At 64.5% G+C, this 16,428-nt stretch carries 15 protein-coding genes; 3 read left to right on the forward strand and 12 right to left on the reverse strand.

Annotation, left to right across the window (positions count from 1 at the left end):
* Nucleotides 1-39: 39 nt before the first annotated feature.
* A complete protein-coding gene (locus tag BM269_RS10805; protein WP_090437038.1) occupies nucleotides 40-1,401 on the reverse strand; it encodes a diguanylate cyclase domain-containing protein in 1,362 nt (453 codons plus the stop codon).
* A gap of 270 nt (nucleotides 1,402-1,671) precedes the next feature.
* Here BM269_RS10805 and BM269_RS10810 point away from each other — a divergent pair, with 270 nt between their 5' ends.
* Both BM269_RS10810 and BM269_RS10815 read left to right on the forward strand, forming a co-directional pair.
* The gene (locus tag BM269_RS10810) at nucleotides 1,672-2,475 is read left to right on the forward strand and encodes an SPFH domain-containing protein (RefSeq protein ID WP_090437039.1); all 804 of its coding nucleotides are present in this window, start codon (nucleotides 1,672-1,674) and stop codon (nucleotides 2,473-2,475) included.
* Between the two features lie 63 nt (nucleotides 2,476-2,538).
* Entirely contained in the window at nucleotides 2,539-3,360 is an 822-nt protein-coding gene (locus BM269_RS10815; protein ID WP_090437040.1) for a substrate-binding periplasmic protein, read from the forward strand.
* A 3-nt stretch (nucleotides 3,361-3,363) separates the two neighbouring features.
* Here the strand turns inward: BM269_RS10815 and BM269_RS10820 are convergent, their stop codons facing one another.
* From BM269_RS10820 to BM269_RS10850, 7 genes are all read right to left on the reverse strand, one after another.
* Complete coding sequence (locus BM269_RS10820; protein ID WP_090437041.1) at nucleotides 3,364-3,855, reverse strand: lipase secretion chaperone; 492 nt, start codon at nucleotides 3,853-3,855, stop codon at nucleotides 3,364-3,366.
* The gene (locus tag BM269_RS10825) at nucleotides 3,852-5,144 is read right to left on the reverse strand and encodes an esterase/lipase family protein (protein ID WP_090437042.1); all 1,293 of its coding nucleotides are present in this window, start codon (nucleotides 5,142-5,144) and stop codon (nucleotides 3,852-3,854) included. The genes BM269_RS10820 and BM269_RS10825 overlap by 4 nt, the downstream gene beginning before the upstream one ends.
* A 118-nt stretch (nucleotides 5,145-5,262) precedes the next feature.
* Nucleotides 5,263-6,534: an esterase/lipase family protein gene (locus BM269_RS10830; protein WP_090437043.1), complete on the reverse strand. Its 1,272-nt coding sequence runs from the start codon at nucleotides 6,532-6,534 to the stop codon at nucleotides 5,263-5,265.
* Between the two features lie 16 nt (nucleotides 6,535-6,550).
* Nucleotides 6,551-7,744 (reverse strand): aminotransferase-like domain-containing protein, encoded by a 1,194-nt coding sequence (locus BM269_RS10835; protein WP_090437044.1) that lies wholly within the window; start codon nucleotides 7,742-7,744, stop codon nucleotides 6,551-6,553.
* A gap of 19 nt (nucleotides 7,745-7,763) precedes the next feature.
* A complete protein-coding gene (locus tag BM269_RS10840) occupies nucleotides 7,764-8,225 on the reverse strand; it encodes a RidA family protein (protein WP_055935973.1) in 462 nt (153 codons plus the stop codon).
* A gap of 68 nt (nucleotides 8,226-8,293) precedes the next feature.
* A complete protein-coding gene (locus BM269_RS10845; protein ID WP_229204613.1) occupies nucleotides 8,294-9,187 on the reverse strand; it encodes a DMT family transporter in 894 nt (297 codons plus the stop codon).
* An 83-nt stretch (nucleotides 9,188-9,270) separates the two neighbouring features.
* Nucleotides 9,271-10,248: a threonine dehydratase gene (locus tag BM269_RS10850; protein WP_090437045.1), complete on the reverse strand. Its 978-nt coding sequence runs from the start codon at nucleotides 10,246-10,248 to the stop codon at nucleotides 9,271-9,273.
* Nucleotides 10,249-10,363: 115 nt separating this feature from the next.
* Between BM269_RS10850 and BM269_RS10855 the strand changes: the two genes are divergently transcribed.
* A complete protein-coding gene (locus BM269_RS10855) occupies nucleotides 10,364-11,797 on the forward strand; it encodes an aminotransferase-like domain-containing protein (protein ID WP_090437046.1) in 1,434 nt (477 codons plus the stop codon).
* On the opposite strand, the gene BM269_RS29415 is transcribed toward BM269_RS10855, so the two are convergent.
* From BM269_RS29415 to BM269_RS10885, 4 genes are read right to left on the reverse strand one after another with little or no spacing between them, the layout of a single operon-like run.
* Entirely contained in the window at nucleotides 11,794-13,056 is a 1,263-nt protein-coding gene (locus BM269_RS29415; RefSeq protein WP_170860343.1) for a LytR C-terminal domain-containing protein, read from the reverse strand. The two genes, BM269_RS10855 and BM269_RS29415, sit on opposite strands and share 4 nt — an antisense overlap.
* 12 nt (nucleotides 13,057-13,068) lie before the next feature.
* Nucleotides 13,069-14,028, reverse strand: coding sequence for a type II secretion system F family protein (locus BM269_RS10875; RefSeq protein ID WP_090437050.1), 960 nt, complete (start codon nucleotides 14,026-14,028; stop codon nucleotides 13,069-13,071).
* Nucleotides 14,029-14,040: 12 nt separating this feature from the next.
* The gene (locus tag BM269_RS10880) at nucleotides 14,041-15,018 is read right to left on the reverse strand and encodes a type II secretion system F family protein (protein ID WP_090437051.1); all 978 of its coding nucleotides are present in this window, start codon (nucleotides 15,016-15,018) and stop codon (nucleotides 14,041-14,043) included.
* Between the two features lie 3 nt (nucleotides 15,019-15,021).
* Nucleotides 15,022-16,395 carry a TadA family conjugal transfer-associated ATPase gene (locus tag BM269_RS10885; protein ID WP_090437052.1) on the reverse strand — a complete coding sequence of 458 codons (1,374 nt, stop codon included), beginning with the start codon at nucleotides 16,393-16,395 and terminating at the stop codon, nucleotides 15,022-15,024.
* Nucleotides 16,396-16,428: the final 33 nt, after the last annotated feature.

Consider the following 16,428-nt stretch of genomic DNA (forward strand, 5'->3'; position numbering starts at 1 on the left):
GCAAATGTCCGATTGCCAGAGCTGACCCCGACTTTCAAGTTAGCGTTTGGCGAGGGCGGCGCGGGCTGCTTCGATGGCGGTGGTGGGCGGGCGGGTGGCGCGTACCTGGTTGCGGCCGTCTTCCTTGGCTGCGTACATGGCGCGGTCGGCGGCGACGAACAGTGATTCGATATTGTCCGTCGGCGTCGGACACAGCGTCGCTGCGCCGATGCTGACGGTGATGTGGGGCGATGTCGCGGAACGCGGATGCGGGATGTGCAGCGATTCCACATGCGTTCGGATCGATTCGGCCATCTGGAAGGCTGCGTCGGCATCGGTCTCGGCAAACAACAGCACGAACTCTTCGCCGCCGTAGCGCGCGGCCAGGTCGGTCACGCGCAATGCATGCGCGCTGATCGCCTGCGCTACCTGCTGCAGGCAGACGTCGCCCTGCGCGTGGCCCAGCGTGTCGTTGTATAGCTTGAAGTGGTCGACGTCCAGCACCACCAGCGACAGCGGGGCGCCGGTGCGCATGGCGCGCTGCCATTCCTTCTCGAGGAAGGAGTCGAAGTGGCGGCGGTTGGCGATCTTCGTCAGCGGGTCGATCATGGCCGCGCGCTGCAAAGCGTCTTCCGACAGCTTGTGATGGGTGATGTCGTGCAGCAGGCCGATGAACAAGGGCTGGCGCAGGAACATAGGCGTCAGCGTCAGGTCCATGCACACCGACTTGCCGGTGCGGTGGCGGATGATCACTTCGCGCGTGCCGTGGCTGTGCGCCGCTTCCGGATTGGCGGCGTAGCGCGCAAAGTATTCGAGGTATTCGTCGGCCACCAGTGGATTGAGCAAGTCGGAAATCGACTTGCCCGCCAGCTCGTGCGACATATATCCCAGGTACTGGTCGCAGGCCGGGTTGGTGAACTGGATGCGGCCGTCGGCTTCGATGATCAGCAAGCCTTCCGCCATATTGTTCACGATGGTGCGCAGGCGTTCCGACTGCTCCTGCTGCGTCTCGGTGGCGAAGCGGATCTGCAGCTGCGTGCGCACGCGCGCGCACACTTCGGCCATGCGCAGCGGCTTGCCGATGTAGTCGACGGCGCCCAGCTCGAAGCCGGTGACCACGTCTTCCTGCTCGTTGCGGGCGCTCATGAACAGCACCGGGATGTCTTCCGTGGCCGGGTGGGATTTCAGGTGGCGGCAAGTCTCGAAGCCGTCCATGCCGGGCATGATGACGTCCAGCAGGATCAGGTGAGGGTGCACGCGGCGCGCAATTTCCAGCGCACGTTCGCCGGAGTTGGCGACGTAAGTTTGGTAACCCTGCTCGACCATCAACTTGCGCAGGACCGAGAGGTTGTCCGGCGCATCATCAACAATCAAAATCACGGCGTCACGCCGTGGCGAAAAACTGGTACCGCCTTGATTCATGCTGACTAGGGGTGAGTAGGATATGGGCTTGATAATACCGTGTTGCCAATTGGAATTGTGGAAATTCAAGGAGGGTTTTGCCTAAAAAAGACGTTGGCTTAGTGCTGTGGGGTGAAAGTTTCCTGGGCGCTAAGGAAAGTTGTGACATTGTGTGTACATCCGACCACGTTCACTAACAGTTTGGCAACGGTAATTTTAGTGCTCTTTGCATGATTTTTATCTGTCCGGAAAGCAATAGAATGACGCTTCCATTCACTCATTGAGATCGCCATGAAAAAAACAAAGCTCCTGCTGGTTCCTGTCCTGCTTGCCGTTGTCGCCCTGTCCGGCTGCAAGGTGATCGACACCGGCGAGGTGGGCTTGCGCGTCAACTTCGACAAGACGGTGGAGGCCGAAGAGCGCGTGGCGGGCAGTTTCAACCAGACCGTGGTCGGTTCCATCCTGACCTTCCCGATCAAGGATGTCAGCGTCGACGTGCGCGACCTGATGCCGCTGGCTGCGGACAACTCGACCATGAAGGACTTCGACCTGGCAGTGATCTACAACATCACGCCGTCGGCGGTGTCGGACCTGTGGGTCAACAAGAGCCGTTCCTTCCACACGCAGGACAATAGCGGCGACATCTACCTGATGCACGCCTATATTTACCAGACGGCGCGCAACGCGGTGTACAAGGTGGCGCGCAAATACGAAGCGCTGAACATGAACGACAACCGCTCCCAGATCGAGGAGGAGATCCAGGCCACCATGATCGCAACGCTGAACGATGAAAAACTGAACGGCATTACGATCTCGCAGGTGCGCGTGGGCGGCATGGTTCCCAGCGATGCGGTGAAGGCCAGCGCCGACAACCTGGTGCGCGCCAAGAACGAGGAGAAGACCAAGGAGGTCGAAGTGCAGATCGCGAAGAAGGAAGCCGAACGTATCGCGGCCCTGAACGCCAATGCAGGCGCCATCTCCTATATGCAGGCGCAGGCCCAGATGAAGATCGCGGAAGGTATTGCGGCCGGCAAAGTGCAGACTGTGGTGATTCCGTATGACTTCAAGGGCATGGTCAACGTCTCGAGCAAATAAGTAGGCTAGGCTGTTGTCGCGTGTCATAATCGGCAAGGCGAATAGCGACATCGGGAGGGCGGCATGCGTAACTTCTTGCGCGCGTTGGTGCTGGTGCTGGTGCTGGTGCTGGCGGGGCCTTGCCTGCCGGCGCATGCTGAAAAAATTGCGGCGCCAACGTGTCCTTCCCGGCCCATCGTGGTCGGCCTCTACGAATTCGGAAACTTCTATCGCGCCGGTACGGGCCTGGACAAGGACGTGGCGGAGCAACTGCGCAAGCGCAGCGGCTGCCGGTTCACCTACAAAGTTCTGCAGCGGCGCGCGATCTGGCCCGCCATGCAAAGCGGCGGCGTCGACATGACGCTGTCCGCTGCCGCCACGCCGGAGCGTACCGTATTCGCCTGGGCCGAGCCTTACATGTGGCTGAAAAATATGGTCATCTTGCGCGCGGATTCCGGCGTCAGCGTGCACTCCATGGCGGATTTCATTGCCGATCCCGGTATGCGGCTTGGCTTCGGGCGCGGCTACGCGGCCGGACCGGCATATGAAGACTTCGTGACGCAGCTGCGCAATATCGGCCGCGTTGAGGACGTGGACGATGGCGACCGCCTGTACGCCCTGTTCAAGGGAGGCCGCTTCCAGGCGCTGCTTGCACCGAAACTGGCATATGGCGGTTACCTGAAAGATGAAATCATCGCGGGCGCGGTGCGCGTGGAGGACTGGGCCGGCAGCAGGCCACGCGGTCCGGCCAATCTCTTGATGGCAAAGAAGCTGTTCAGTGTCGAGGATGCGCGGCGCTGGGCGGGGCTGATGAAGGAGATGCGCGCCGACGGAACTCTGCAGCGCCTGATTGCCCAATATGTCGGGCAAGATGAGGCGAGCATGATGTTGTCGGCGGCGCCGTAGGGCCTATTGCTTTAACGTCGGTGGCGCGTAGGCGGTGGCACGGGCTAGTTCTTCGCGCGTGAAGCTGGCACGTGCGTCGTCGCAGCCGATGTCGGCAGCACATGCTGCCTGCAGCGCTTCCAACCGTTGCTGCCAGCTCGCTTCGGCAGCTTCCATGCGGGCCAGCGCTTCAACCTGCTCCGCCGGCAGCTTCTCGCTGCGCAGGCGATGGACTTCCTGCTCGCCTTTACCATGGCGTCGCGCGTCGCGCACGGCGGCTTCAACGCTGGCGACAGCGGCGATGGCGCGGGTTTTGGGGGCAGCACTACCTGGCACCGCCGGCGCGGTCGGCGCAGTCCGGGCGGAAGCCGCCTTGCCGGTACTGCTGCCGGCCGCTGGCGCAGCGGCTGCCGGCGGCATATGCGAGTGCGCAGGCGGGGACGCGGGCGCGCCGGCCCGCCACAGCGCCGCCGCCATACCGACCGATGCGATAGCGATCGTGGCGCGCACGTTCATAGCCCGCCGATAATACTGAGCAGGTTATCGTAGATCGGGTACACCGCCCAGGTCGGCGAATCCCACCCGATCACGTCGAAGTGGTCGTACTGGTCGTAGTAGCCGATATAGTTCCAGCTCCCCTTGACCGGTGCGCCGTCGAAATTGCGCTGCGGCTGGCCGGAGGGGCCGCGCATCGACACGGTATTCACCACGCCGTCGTTCGGGTACCACTCCGGCGAGCGGTAAGAGCCCATGCCATGCTGCAGGATCGACGGCACCACCCATTCGCCTGCGGTGTTCTTCAGGAAGAAGATCATGTCGTTGCGGGCGTATTGGTAAGCGCTGCTCTGGAATGGCGCGATCACGCGGTCGGTGTTGTTGCAGCACCAGTGGCCTTGCTCCGTGGCGCGCGAGCCGATGGAGAAGTAGTAGACGTTGGGCGAAGTCTTCACCCAACCATTCAACTGGGCGGCACCGTCCGGCCCCAGGTCCCACTGCGCGGCATCATGGTTGGACAGCTGCCAGAACGGGGCGCCGCGCGTGCGGTCGATGAAGTCCCCGATCGATTCGGCAGGCCCCTGCGCCAAGCCGTATTGTTCGAGCCGGAACTTGTAGCCACTGCCGCCGGAACCGCCCAGGCCCGCCATTTCGACGATGCTGCCCGCCAGTTCGGAAACCTTGGGCACGAATTCAACCACCACGTCGCGCAGCGTGGTGCCGTTGTGCGGCGAAGAAATCGACGTCGCGCTCCTGACCCAGCCCACCTTGCCGCCTGAGTACAAGGCGCCGCCGCCTTCCGTGCCGGCACCATGCGGCGCGCCGTTTTCCAGCAACTGGATCAGGGTGCGGATGGTCTGGCCGCCCTGGCTGTGCGACACGAAATGCACCGGGTGCTGGGCATCCCATTGCGGGTACAGCGCAAGCGGGTATTTGTTGGGATTATTGGCCGGGTCGGCGGCCCAGCACTTGCCGGCCGGCTTCTGGATATGGCCAGCTGCGGCATTGTCCGCCGTGTGGCGCACGCCATAGTCGGCGCAACCGCCTTTGACCTGGTAATACAGTTCGACCGCGCGGTCCCAGTTGGAGCTGACCGGGCCAACGCCGGCAGTGAACACGGGCCGCTGCGTGCCGCGGATACGTGCTGCGATGTCGTTGAAGCCGCCCCAGTATTTGAAGCCGGTGGCGGCAAAGGTCTCCGGCCCGAAGCCGAGGAAGCCGTGCACCAGCACGACCGGGTCGCTATTGGCAGCCTGGGCGGAGGAGGCGGCCAGGCAGGCGGCAAGGGTGAGGCTGGATAGCACTTTCATGCGGTTGTCTCCCGTGGTTTCTTGTGTGATTCATTTCACCACGGGGAGATTGCGCACGGTTGGCGCATAACCGTGCCTGCGGAGCCAATCGCAATGCACGGCGAGCCAGCAGGCCCGCTTAATCGAGTCTGGACAGGATGGCCATCAGCGTGTCGTACATCTTCAGCGAGGCCGAAGGCTTGGCATCCCAGCCGATCACGTCGAAGTGATCCATGCCTTGCATGGTGCCGATGTGATTCCACACGCCTTTGAGCGGCTGGCCTGACAGGGCCTGGATCGTGCTGCCCTCGGGGCCGGCCATGCTGATGGTGTTGACCACGCCGTCGTTGACAAACCAGCGCTGGTCGGTCGGCACGCGCCCGGCTGCCGTCTGCTGGAACGAGCCCATGCCGCGATGTCCGAAGGACGGCACCACCCATTCGCCCGCCATGCCTTGCAGGAACAGGAACATGTCGGGGCGCGGGTACTGGAATTCCTTGCCGAACAGGCTGAGCGATTCGGTGGCCCGCGCGCTGAAGGAAAAATAGTACACGTGCGGCGATGTCTTCACCCAACGATTCAATTCGCTTGCGCCGTCCGGCGACAGCTCCCATTGCGCCGAATCGTGGTTCTTCAAATCCCAGAACGAGTGGCCGCGGGTGCGTTCGAAAAAGTCGTCGAACGATTCCGCCGCGCTGGCCTTCATATTGTACTGCTCGAGCCGGAACTTGAAACCGCTGCCGCCTGAACCGCCGGCACCGGTAGCCTGCACGGCCAGGCCGGCCAGCGTCGAAGCGTCGGGCAGCCAGCCGATCAGGATGTCGCGCAGCGTGGTGCCGTTATGCGGCGTTGCGATGGAGGTGGCGCTGGTCACCCAGCCGCGCCCGTTGTTGTTGCCCGCGCCGTTGTTGCCCACGCTGCCTTGCTGCATCAGCTGGACCAGGGTGCGGATGGTCTGCCCGCCCTGGCTGTGACCGACCAGGTGGATGGGGTGCGCGGCATCCCATTGCGGGTACAGTGCGAGCGGATACTGTTCGGGATTGTTGGCCGGATCGGCCGCCCAGCATTTGCCGGCAGGCTTCTGGATATGGCCGGCGGCGGCATGTTGTGCCGTGTGGCCTGCGCCATAGTCGGCGCAGCCGCCCTTGATCTGGTAATACAGTTCGACGGCGCGGTCCCAGTTCGAACTGACCGGCCCTACGCCGGCCGTAAATACTTCGCGGCCGGTGCCGGCCTTGATGTGCTGTGCGATATCATTGAAGCCGCCCCAGTAGCGGAAGGAACCGCCCAGCGTCGCGTGGTCGAAGCCGAAGAAACCGTGCACCAGCACGACCGGAGGCTTGCTGTCGGCGGCGTGTGCGCCGCCGACAGCAAGCCATGCTGCGAGGATGAACCCCGATATGAATTTCATCCTGCGCAGCAGGGCATTACATGCGGGCTTTGATCAGCTTGCCCAGCACTTCGATGCCGGCGTGGATGCGCTCCGGCGGCACGGTCACGAAGGACAGGCGCAGGGTGTTGGTGGCCGGCTCGTTGGCGTAGAACGGTGCGCCCGGCACGAAAGCGATCTTGTTCTTGATGGCTTCGTCCAGCAGTTCCATCGCGTTGATGTGCTTTGGCAGCTCGACCCAGATGAACATGCCGCCGTCCGGCTTGGTCCAGGTGGCTTCTTTCGGGAAGTGCTGGTCCATGGCGTCCAGCATGGCCTTGCACTGGTTGCCGTACAGTTCGCGGATGGTCGGGATGTGCTGGTCCAGGAAGCCGTCCTTCACCACTTCGTGCACCACCATCTGGGTCAGTTGCGCGGTGTGCAGGTCGGCGGCTTGCTTGGCCAGCTCCAGGCGGCGCACCATCGGCAGCGGAGCCACCACGTAGCCCAGGCGGATGCCAGGGGTCAGCACCTTGGAGAAGGAACCCATGTAGATCACGCCTTCCGGATTCATGGCGATCATTTTCGGGCTCGGCTGGCCGGTGTAGGACAGCGCACCGTATGGATCGTCTTCGATCAGCGGCAGGTTCAGGCGGGCGCAAGTTTCCACCAGTTCCTGGCGGCGCTCAACGGACAGCGAGCGGCCGGTCGGGTTCTGGAAGTTCGGCAGCGCGTACAGCAGGCGCGCGCCTTCCGCGATGGCGTCCAGCGACGATGGAATCAGGCCGTGTTCGTCGGATGGGACCGAGTGGAATTCAGGACGGTACACCGAGAATGCCTGCAGCGCGCCCAGGTAGGACGGGGTCTCCACCAGCACTTTGCTGCCTTCGTCGATCAGCACCTTGCCGATCAGGTCCAGCGCCTGCTGCGAGCCCGATACCATCAGCACCTGTTCCGGCGAGATCTTGGCGCCGTTCTGGGACAGCGAATCGGCGATCCATTGGCGCAGCGGCATGTAGCCGTCGGTCGGGCCGTATTGCAGGGCGACTTTGCCGTTGGTCGACAGCACCTTGTCGAAGGCTGCCTTCATGATGTCCACCGGGAAGGTGGCGGGCGATGGCAGGCCGCCGGCGAAGGAGGTGATCTCCGGCTGCTGGGTGACCTTCAGGATCTCACGGATGAAGGACGCCTGCATGCCCTTGGCACGCTCGGAGAAGTTCCATTGCAATGGGTTCTGGTTCTCGATTTTCATATTCAATCTCTAGCGGGGGTTAAGCGATTTCGGCGATCAGTTCGATTTCAACGCAGGAACCAAGCGGGATCTGCGCCACGCCGAAGGCGGAGCGGGCATGCTTGCCGGCGTCGCCGAACACTTCGCCCAGCAGCTCGGAGCAGCCGTTGGTGACCAGGTGCTGTTCGGTGTAGTCGGGGGTGGAATTGACCAGGCTCATGACCTTGACGATGCGCTTGACGCGGGTCAGGTCGCCGCCGCAGGCTTCCTGCAGGGTGCCCATCATGGCGATGGCGATCGAGCGTGCTGCCTGCTTGCCTTCTTCAGTCGAGATATTCTTGCCCAGTTGGCCGACCCATGGGGTGCCGTCGGCCTTCTTGGCGATGTGGCCGGACAAGAACACCTGGTTACCGCTTTGTACGTGCATGACGTAGGCGGCGACCGGGGCGGCTGGCGCGGCCAGGGTGATATCGAGCGACTTCAGTTTTTCGTAGACAGACATGTGATTTCCAAGAAAAATGGTTCCGTGAAGTCGCTATTGTACTCTGCACGTTGCCGAATTCGTCACGGTCAACGGGCCACTTTCATGCGTTTTCCTGCGCCGACGACGGCAATTACGGCAAAAGTGAACAGAATATGCTCAATATGCAAAGTTTCGTTCAGGACCACGGCGGCGCCCACCAAAGATAATCCAGGCTGGGCCAACTGCACCTGGCCGACCCTTGCCACGCCGCCCAGCGCCATGCCGCGGTACCAGAAAAAGAAGCCGATGAACATCGAGAAGACGGACACGTAGCTGAAGCCCAGCCAGGCGCTGGCCGGTGCGGCGACAATGCCGCTCCAGTCGCGCCACAGCAGCCAGAGGGTGGCCGGCGCGGCCAGCGGCAGCGACAGCACGAGCGCCCAGCCGATCACCTGTTCGCCGCCCATGGTTTGCGACAGGCGGCCGCCTTCGGCATACCCCATGGCGGCCAGCGCCACGGCGGCAAAGACTGCCAGGTCGGCGCCGTGCAGACCGCCGCCCGACTGGCGCAGTGCGAAGCCGGCCACCAGGGCGCTGCCTGCCGCCGCCATGCACCAGAATCCAGGCGAAGGACGCTCATGTCCGCGCAAGGCCGCAAACAGGGCCGTCGCCAGCGGCAGGATGCCGACCAATACCGCGCCGTGCGAGGCGGGCAGGGTGCGCATGGCGATGGAAGTCAGCAGGGGGAAGCCGATCACGCAACCGACGGACACCGCCAGCAGGGTGGGCAACTGGGCGCGCGTCGGCAGCGCGGCGCGCTTCCAGCCCAGCCAGCACAGGGCCAGTACAGCCGCCGCCACGGCGCGGCCCATCGCCACGAAGAGGGGATCGAGGCCGGCCACCGCCAGGCGGGTGAAGGGCAGCGTCAGGCTGAAAACGGCGACGCCGACGAAACCGAGCAGCATGCCCTGGTTCTCGGCGCCTGAAACCAGCCGGGTCATCGGCGACGGACCCAGTGGGCCGGACACCGGCTTGCCGGTCTGGCAGTCAAGCTCCCACCCCGGCCCATCATGCGAGTAGGGCGTCACGGCAGCACCTCCGACAACACGCGCATGATCTTCTCCGCATCCACATTGGCCCCGGTCAGCGGCAAGCCGACCTTGCGGCCCGCCACGCGCGGGTCATGCTTGAGGCGCAGGGCCGCCGCCAGCGCCGCCGCTCCCGCGCCTTCGGCCAGGTTATGGGTGGCCCGGTAATACAGGCGGATAGCGCGCGCCACTTCCTCATCGCTGACGGCGACCACGTCGTCGGCATAGCGGCGCACGATCTCCAGCGAACCCGCGTCCGGCGTGCGGCAAGCCATGCCATCGGCCAGTTCGGTGCTGGTCGGGGCCTCGCGCAACTCGCCGCTGCGGAACGATTCCATATAAGCCGGGGCATGGCTGGATACCACGCCGATGACGCGGGTACGCAGTCCCAGCGCCTCGCGCGCCGCCACCGCTGCGCAGAAGCCCGAGCCCTGGCCGATCGGCACGAACACGGTGTCCAGCTCCGGCTGTGCATGGAACAGCTCCATCCAGTAGCTTGCCACGCCGGCCACCAGATCGGTATGGCAGGACGGCACCATATGCAAACCCTGCTTGCGCGCCAGCCCCAGCGCGTACTCGCGGCTGGCCTGGAAATCATCCCCGTATTCGATCAATGCGGCGCCCAGGCCGCGCATGGCGGCATTTTTTTCCAGGCTGTTGCCGTGCGGGACCACGATGGTCGACTTGACGCCATGGCGGCGTGCAGCGAAGGCAATCGACTGGCCATGATTGCCGCGCGTGGCCGACACAATGCCCGCTACGCCGGGTTCGCGTTTCAGCAAGCCATCCAGATAGACCAGGCCACCGCGCACCTTGAAGGCGCCGGTCGGCGTATGGTTTTCATGCTTGACCCAGGTTTCCGTGCCCAGCACCTCGTTCAGCAGCGGCCAGGAAAATTGCGGCGTGGCCGGCATGGCACCGTACACGATGGTGGCGGCGGCGTCGAGTTCGGCACGGGTGGGCAACAGGTTCATGGCGTGGGCTCCTTTAATCACTGGAAGTTTGAAGGCGATGGGTGTATCGTAGAATAAGTAACCAGTACAGTACCAGTACACTTGCACGGATAATTTCACGCACTGTGATGGTGATATGACCAATACAATCTTGCTCAGCCGCGAAGGCGGAGAGTCGCTCGGCGACCAGATCGTGCGCAGCGTTGCCGCCCGCATCGATGACCGCGTGCTGCGCGCCGGCGCCCGCATGCCTTCAATCCGCCAGTTCGCCACCGCGCACGGCGTGTCGCCGTTCACCGTGGTCGGCGCCTACGACAAGTTGGTGGCGCGCGGCTACCTTGAATCGCGGCGCGGCGCCGGCTTTTTCATCCGCGACCGGGCACCGCTGCAGGCGCCGCAGCCGGCGGCGCACGCGCCGGGACTGGCGCAGCCGGAAGGCACGCACGGACTGGACGTGGTCTGGCTGGTACGGAATATGTTCCGTACCGTGCCGCACCAGCATATGCCGGGCACCGGCGTGCTGCCGGCCGACTGGCTCGACGGCGTGGCAATCGGTAATGCGCTGCGCGCCATCAGCCGCCAGCACAGCAGCATTTTGTTGAATTACGGCGTGCCCCAGGGTTACCTGCCGTTGCGCCAGCATTTGCAGCACAAGCTGGCGGAACTCGAGATCGGCGCCACGCCGGAACAGATCGTCACCACCGCCGGCGTGACCCAGGCGCTGGACATGGTGGCGCGCGAATTCACTCGCCCCGGCGATACGGTGTTTGTCGATGATCCGGCCTGGTTCCTGATGTTCGGCTCCTTTGCCGCGCTGGGCGCGCGGGTGGTCGGCATCCCGCGCCTGGCCGACGGCCCCGACATCGCGCAACTGGCCGAACTGGCGGCAATCCACAAGCCCAAGCTGTACGTGATCAACTCCGTGCTGCACAACCCCAGCTCAACCTCGCTGTCGGCCGCCAAGGCTTTCCAGATCCTGCGCATCGCCGAGGAACACGACATCACCATCGTGGAAGACGATATCTACTGCGACCTGCACCCCGGCAGCAGCGTACAGCCGGCCACCCGCATGGCGGCGCTCGACCAGTTGCAGCGCGTGATCTACCTGGGCGGCTTTTCCAAGACCATGGCCGCCAACCTGCGCGTCGGCTTCATTGCCACCTCGGAGGAAATGGCGCAGCGCCTGGCCGACCGCAAGATGCTGCAGACCCTGACCACCAGCGATATCGGCGAGCGGGTGGTGCACAAGGTGCTGTCGGAAGGCAGCTACCGCAAGCACACGGAGCGCATGCGCACGCGCCTGGACGGTCTGCGTGCGCGCACCGTGCGCCAGCTCGAGAAAACCGGGATGCGCATCGCCAGCGCGCCGCCGGCGGGCATGTTCGTGTGGGTCGATGCGGGACGCGATACCAATGCGCTGACTGAAAAGGCCATGGGGCAGGGCTTGTTGCTGGCGCCCGGCAGCCTGTTCTCGCCCAGCCAGCTGCCGTCGCAGTTCATGCGCCTGAACATAGCTGCGCTGCAGGCGCCGGAGATCTGGCGCTTCCTGCAGCGCGAGCTGGCAGCTTAGTCCTTCTGCTGCATGGCAACCATCGACATTGCAGCCGCTTCGGTGGCTGCGCTCAGGCTCACCCGGGCATCCTTGCCGAGCACCAGGCGCATGTCGCTGGCTGCCAGTTGCTGGCTGGAGAGCTGCACCTTGCCCTGCAGGGCTTTTTGCAGGCTGGCGGCCTGCTTCTCGAAGCCCGGGCGGTACTGGATGACGGTCACCACCTGCCGGTAGGGCTTGGCGTTGGTCAGGCGGTCGACGGGAATCCCGACCTGGCCAAGCACGCTGCGGAAGCGGCGCGCCATGCCGGTCACGCCGTTGCCGTTGGAGACTTCCAGGCGCGCCAGGCCAACCTTGTCGCCCGTTGCGACGGCTGGCTGCGCCGGCTGCGGTTCGACCGCCGCGATGATTGGTGCCGCGGGAATCGCCGGCGCGGCTGCCGGCTCGGGGGCAACACGGGCTTTCAGCTCGTAGACGTTGCCGGCGACTTTGATCAATTGCAACTGGTTGGCAAGTTCGCCCGTCACGGGCGAGGGCATGATGGCCAGCGGCTGCGGCTCCCGGCGTGCGGGGCTGCCGGCTGCCGGCGCAGCTTCAGTCTCGGCCAGCAGGGCCATATTCGGCTTGGCTGCCTCGGGGGCTGCCACGACAGCAGGCGCCACCACGGACGGTGCCACCACGGATGGCGCCACAACAGACGGCGCCACAACAGACGGCGCCACAACTGACGGCGCGGCGTCGGTGGCCGGTGCCGGTGCGCTTGGCGCTGCGGCCAGCTGCGGAGCATCGGCGGCAGGCACCTTGCCCATGGCCGCTTCCGCCAGTTGCAGGTTCTGGAACGCCTTGGGCCCGGCGCCCAGTGCCATGGCACGGCGCAGTGTTTCCGCCGCGCCCGCATGGTCGCCCATCAGGAACTGCACATAACCGAGGTTGGTATGCGGCTGCGCCTCGCCCGGATAGTCTTTGACCAGCGCCGCCAATGCCTTGCGCGCCAGTTCCAGGTCGCCGCGCTGGGCCTCGATCACGGCCACCGCATTGCGCGCATCGAGCTGGTTGGCATCGAGGGCCAGCGATTGCGCATACGCGCCCAGCGCAAGGGCCAGTTGGCCGCGTTCGTGATGGAAGCGTGCCAGCCGGTTCCAGCTTGCCGCCTGGTTGCCCGGCATGTCGCCGCGCACTACCGGTTGCAAGGCCAGCGGACGCTGTACTGGAGGCGCACTGCACGCCGTAAGTAGGCCGCAACCCATTGCGGCCAAGGCGATTGGCTTGAGCTTGATCATGGCAACTCCTTTCTAGCCGGCGTCGGCGCCGCCCATGGTTGGCAGCAAAACGCGGTAAATCGAGATAAAGGCAGGTCCCATCAACACCACCAGCAGCGAGGGGAAGATGAAGAAGATCAACGGGAACAGCAGTTTCAGGGCAATCTTTGCAGCCGCTTCCTCTGCGCGCTGGCGGCGGCGCGTGCGCAGCTGGTCGGACTGGACGCGCAGGGAGTCGGCGATGCTGGTGCCGAAGCGCTCGGCCTGGATCAGCATGGCCACCAGGGCATCGACGTCCTCCACGCCGGTGCGCAGCGCCAGGTTGCGCAGCGCGCGCTCTTTGGACAGGCCGGCGCGCAGTTCGAGCGTCACCAGATTCAGTTCGTCGGCCAGGATCGGGCTCTTGATGCCGATTTCGTCCGCTACGCGCAGCAAGGCGGCATCCATCGCCAGGCCGGCTTCCACGCACACAGTCATCAGGTCGAGGGCATCCGGGAAGGACTCGAAAATCTCCAGCTGGCGGCGGTTGACCGCCCAGCGCAGTACGAAGTTGGGCAAGTAGTAGCCCAGGCCTGCCGCCAGCAGCAGCCAGAACATCAGCCCGTTTCCGGACAGGCGCGAGTTCGACAGCACCAGGGCTGCGTACAGTGCCAGTGGCAGCATGATGGCCAGCGCCGTCTTGGCGGCGAAGTACAGAGGGCCCATGGACGCGTGGCGCAAGCCGGCGTTCATGAAGCGTACGCGCAAGGTCGACTTTTCCCATTCCTCGGTTTCGCCACCGGACAGCTTGGCGACCGGGGCCAGCCAGGCCGAGATGCGCGCCAGCAGGTTGGGACTGATACGGTCGCGCCGGCGTGCGCTGCTCGGCAGGTCAGTGACCTGCTGCAGCCGGCCTTGCACCGGATTGGCGCTGAAGCGCAGCATGACCACGTAGGCGGTGCCGAACACCAGCAGGAACACCAGGGCCAGGAAGGCCATTTGTATGACGCTCATGTCAGTCTCCCGCTAGACGCGAATCCGGATTATCTTGCGCATGGCCAGCACGCCCACGAACATCATGGTGAGCGCGGTGGCGACCATTTTCTGGCCGGCCGGGTCGGTGTACAGCACGGCCAGGAAGCCAGGGTTGGTCAGTTGGATCATCAGCCCGGCGCCGAAAGGCAGCAGGCCAAGCACCCAGGCCGACATGCGGCCCTCGGCCGACAACACGCGGATCTGCCCCAGCAGCTTGATGCGGTCGCGCACGATCTTGCTGATGTTGTCCAGCAGTTCGGCCAGGTTGCCGCCGGTCTCGCGCTGGATCATCACGGCAATCACGAAGTAGCGCAGGTCGGTACTGGGCACGCGTGTGGCCATGTTCATCAACGCGTCGTTCATGGAGATGCCGAAATTGACTTCGTCGAACGTGGTCTTGAACTCCGCGGCAATCGGATCGTTCATTTCATCGCCGACCATCTTCATGGCGGTAGGGAAGGCGTGGCCGGCGCGCAGCGCGCGGCCGATCAGGTCCAGCGCGTCGGGCAACTGCTGGTCCACCTTGGCCAGGCGTTTGCTCTTGGCCCGCAGTACCAGCAGCAAGGGAACGGCGATCGAGCATGCCATCAGCGGCAGGATCACCAGCAGCGGCAGGCGCAGGAAGAACGCCACGCCGCCCACCAGTACCGGGCATAGCAGGGACAGCACGATCAGGTCCGATACCGTCCAGGTCATGCCCGACTGTTCCAGCAGCCGGTCGAGCTGGCTGATGCGCGGCATCTGCAGCAGCAAGCGCTGGAACAGCGGCGACTCGCTGAGCAGGCGCTGCTTGATCATCGAGGCGCTCTCGCCGCTGGCGTGGCCGCCGGCGGACATCATGCGCAGGCGGCGCGCGATGCGTTCCGCCTCCGGTCCCTTGGCCGAATTCCAGGTCAGGTACATGCCTTCGATCAGCAGCACCACGGCCAGGAAGACCAGGATGCCGGTAGCGTAGTAGAGGTAGTCCATGGCTTACATCCTCTTTTGCACGGTAGGGTCGAAAATGTCGTCGGCCAGCGTGACGCCGAAAGTGCGCAGGCGCTCGCCGAAGCGCGGCCGTACGCCGGTGGCGCTGAAGAAGCCCTGCACCGAACCGTCGGTGCCGACGCTGGTCTGCTTGAAGCAGAAGATCTCCTGCATGGTGATCATCTCGCCTTCCATGCCGGTGATCTCCTGGATCGACATCAGCTTGCGCTTGCCGTCGGTCAGGCGCGCCACCTGCACCACCACGCCGATCGCAGAGGAAATCTGCTGGCGCATGGCCTTCACCGGCAGGCCGGCGGCGCCCATGCTGATCATGTTTTCCAGGCGGGTCAGCGCGTCGCGCGGCGTATTGGCGTGGATGGTGGCCATCGAGCCTTCGTGGCCGGTGTTCATGGCCTGCAGCATGTCCAGCGCTTCGGCGCCGCGCACCTCGCCCAGGATGATGCGGTCCGGACGCATGCGCAGGGCGTTGCGCACCAGCGAGCGTTGTGTCACCTCGCCCTTGCCCTCGATATTGGGCGGACGCGTTTCCAGGCGCACGATGTGCGGCTGCTGCAGTTGCAGCTCGGCGGCGTCTTCGATGGTGACGATGCGTTCGCTATGGCTGATGAAGCCGGAAATGGCATTCAGCATGGTGGTCTTGCCGGAACCGGTACCGCCGGAGATCAGGATGTTGACCTTGCTCTTGCCCAGCGCCTGCAGGATGGTGGCCATGGCTTCGGTCATCGAGTTGAAGCTGATCAGCTCCGCCAGGCCCAGCGGATCGGCCGAGAAGCGCCGGATCGACAGCACCGGCCCGTCGATGGCCAGCGGCGGAATGATGGCGTTGACGCGCGAACCGTCCGGCAGGCGGGCGTCGACCATCGGGCTCGACTCGTCGATGCGGCGGCCCACGCGCGACACGATCTTGTCGATGATCTTCATCAGGTGCGCGTCGTCATTGAAGGTGACCCCCGTCAGTTCCAGGCAGCCCTTGCGCTCGACATACACCTGGCGCGCCCCGTTCACCAGGATGTCCGACACATTGGGGTCGGCCAGCAGCGGCTCTAGCGGCCCGAAGCCCAGCACCTCGTACTGGATGTCGCGCGTCAGGTTGCGGCGCTCGCTGTCGTTGATCACCACCATGTTTTCTTCGAGCAGGCGTTCGACCAGCACTTTCAGCTCGTCGCGGATCTGGTCCTGGGTCAGGCGCTGCATGCTCTCCAGGTCGACCCGGTCGAGCAGCGTCTGGTGGATGCGGTGCTTGAGCTGCTGGTAGGCGCGGTTGTCGATCGCCTCGGATTGCCGCAGGGCGGAGACGTTGCCGTTTACTGGCGCGGCGGCGCCGAGGCGGTTGCGAAGGTTCTGGGCTGGGATCTGCATGATCGACTCCGTGGGCTAGGGCAAGGGGGCGCG

The sequence above is a fragment of the Duganella sp. CF458 genome (assembly GCF_900113115.1).
GTDB lineage: Bacteria > Pseudomonadota > Gammaproteobacteria > Burkholderiales > Burkholderiaceae_D > Rugamonas.

Coding starts and splice junctions, on each gene's coding strand:
- BM269_RS10805 (WP_090437038.1), bottom strand. CDS start 1,401: ATGAATCAAGGCGGTACCAGTTTTTCGCCACGGCGTGACGCCGTGATT.
- BM269_RS10810 (WP_090437039.1), top strand. CDS start 1,672: ATGAAAAAAACAAAGCTCCTGCTGGTTCCTGTCCTGCTTGCCGTTGTC.
- BM269_RS10815 (WP_090437040.1), top strand. CDS start 2,539: ATGCGTAACTTCTTGCGCGCGTTGGTGCTGGTGCTGGTGCTGGTGCTG.
- BM269_RS10820 (WP_090437041.1), bottom strand. CDS start 3,855: ATGAACGTGCGCGCCACGATCGCTATCGCATCGGTCGGTATGGCGGCG.
- BM269_RS10825 (WP_090437042.1), bottom strand. CDS start 5,144: ATGAAAGTGCTATCCAGCCTCACCCTTGCCGCCTGCCTGGCCGCCTCC.
- BM269_RS10830 (WP_090437043.1), bottom strand. CDS start 6,534: ATGAAATTCATATCGGGGTTCATCCTCGCAGCATGGCTTGCTGTCGGC.
- BM269_RS10835 (WP_090437044.1), bottom strand. CDS start 7,744: ATGAAAATCGAGAACCAGAACCCATTGCAATGGAACTTCTCCGAGCGT.
- BM269_RS10840 (WP_055935973.1), bottom strand. CDS start 8,225: ATGTCTGTCTACGAAAAACTGAAGTCGCTCGATATCACCCTGGCCGCG.
- BM269_RS10845 (WP_229204613.1), bottom strand. CDS start 9,187: ATGACCCGGCTGGTTTCAGGCGCCGAGAACCAGGGCATGCTGCTCGGT.
- BM269_RS10850 (WP_090437045.1), bottom strand. CDS start 10,248: ATGAACCTGTTGCCCACCCGTGCCGAACTCGACGCCGCCGCCACCATC.
- BM269_RS10855 (WP_090437046.1), top strand. CDS start 10,364: ATGACCAATACAATCTTGCTCAGCCGCGAAGGCGGAGAGTCGCTCGGC.
- BM269_RS29415 (WP_170860343.1), bottom strand. CDS start 13,056: ATGATCAAGCTCAAGCCAATCGCCTTGGCCGCAATGGGTTGCGGCCTA.
- BM269_RS10875 (WP_090437050.1), bottom strand. CDS start 14,028: ATGAGCGTCATACAAATGGCCTTCCTGGCCCTGGTGTTCCTGCTGGTG.
- BM269_RS10880 (WP_090437051.1), bottom strand. CDS start 15,018: ATGGACTACCTCTACTACGCTACCGGCATCCTGGTCTTCCTGGCCGTG.
- BM269_RS10885 (WP_090437052.1), bottom strand. CDS start 16,395: ATGCAGATCCCAGCCCAGAACCTTCGCAACCGCCTCGGCGCCGCCGCG.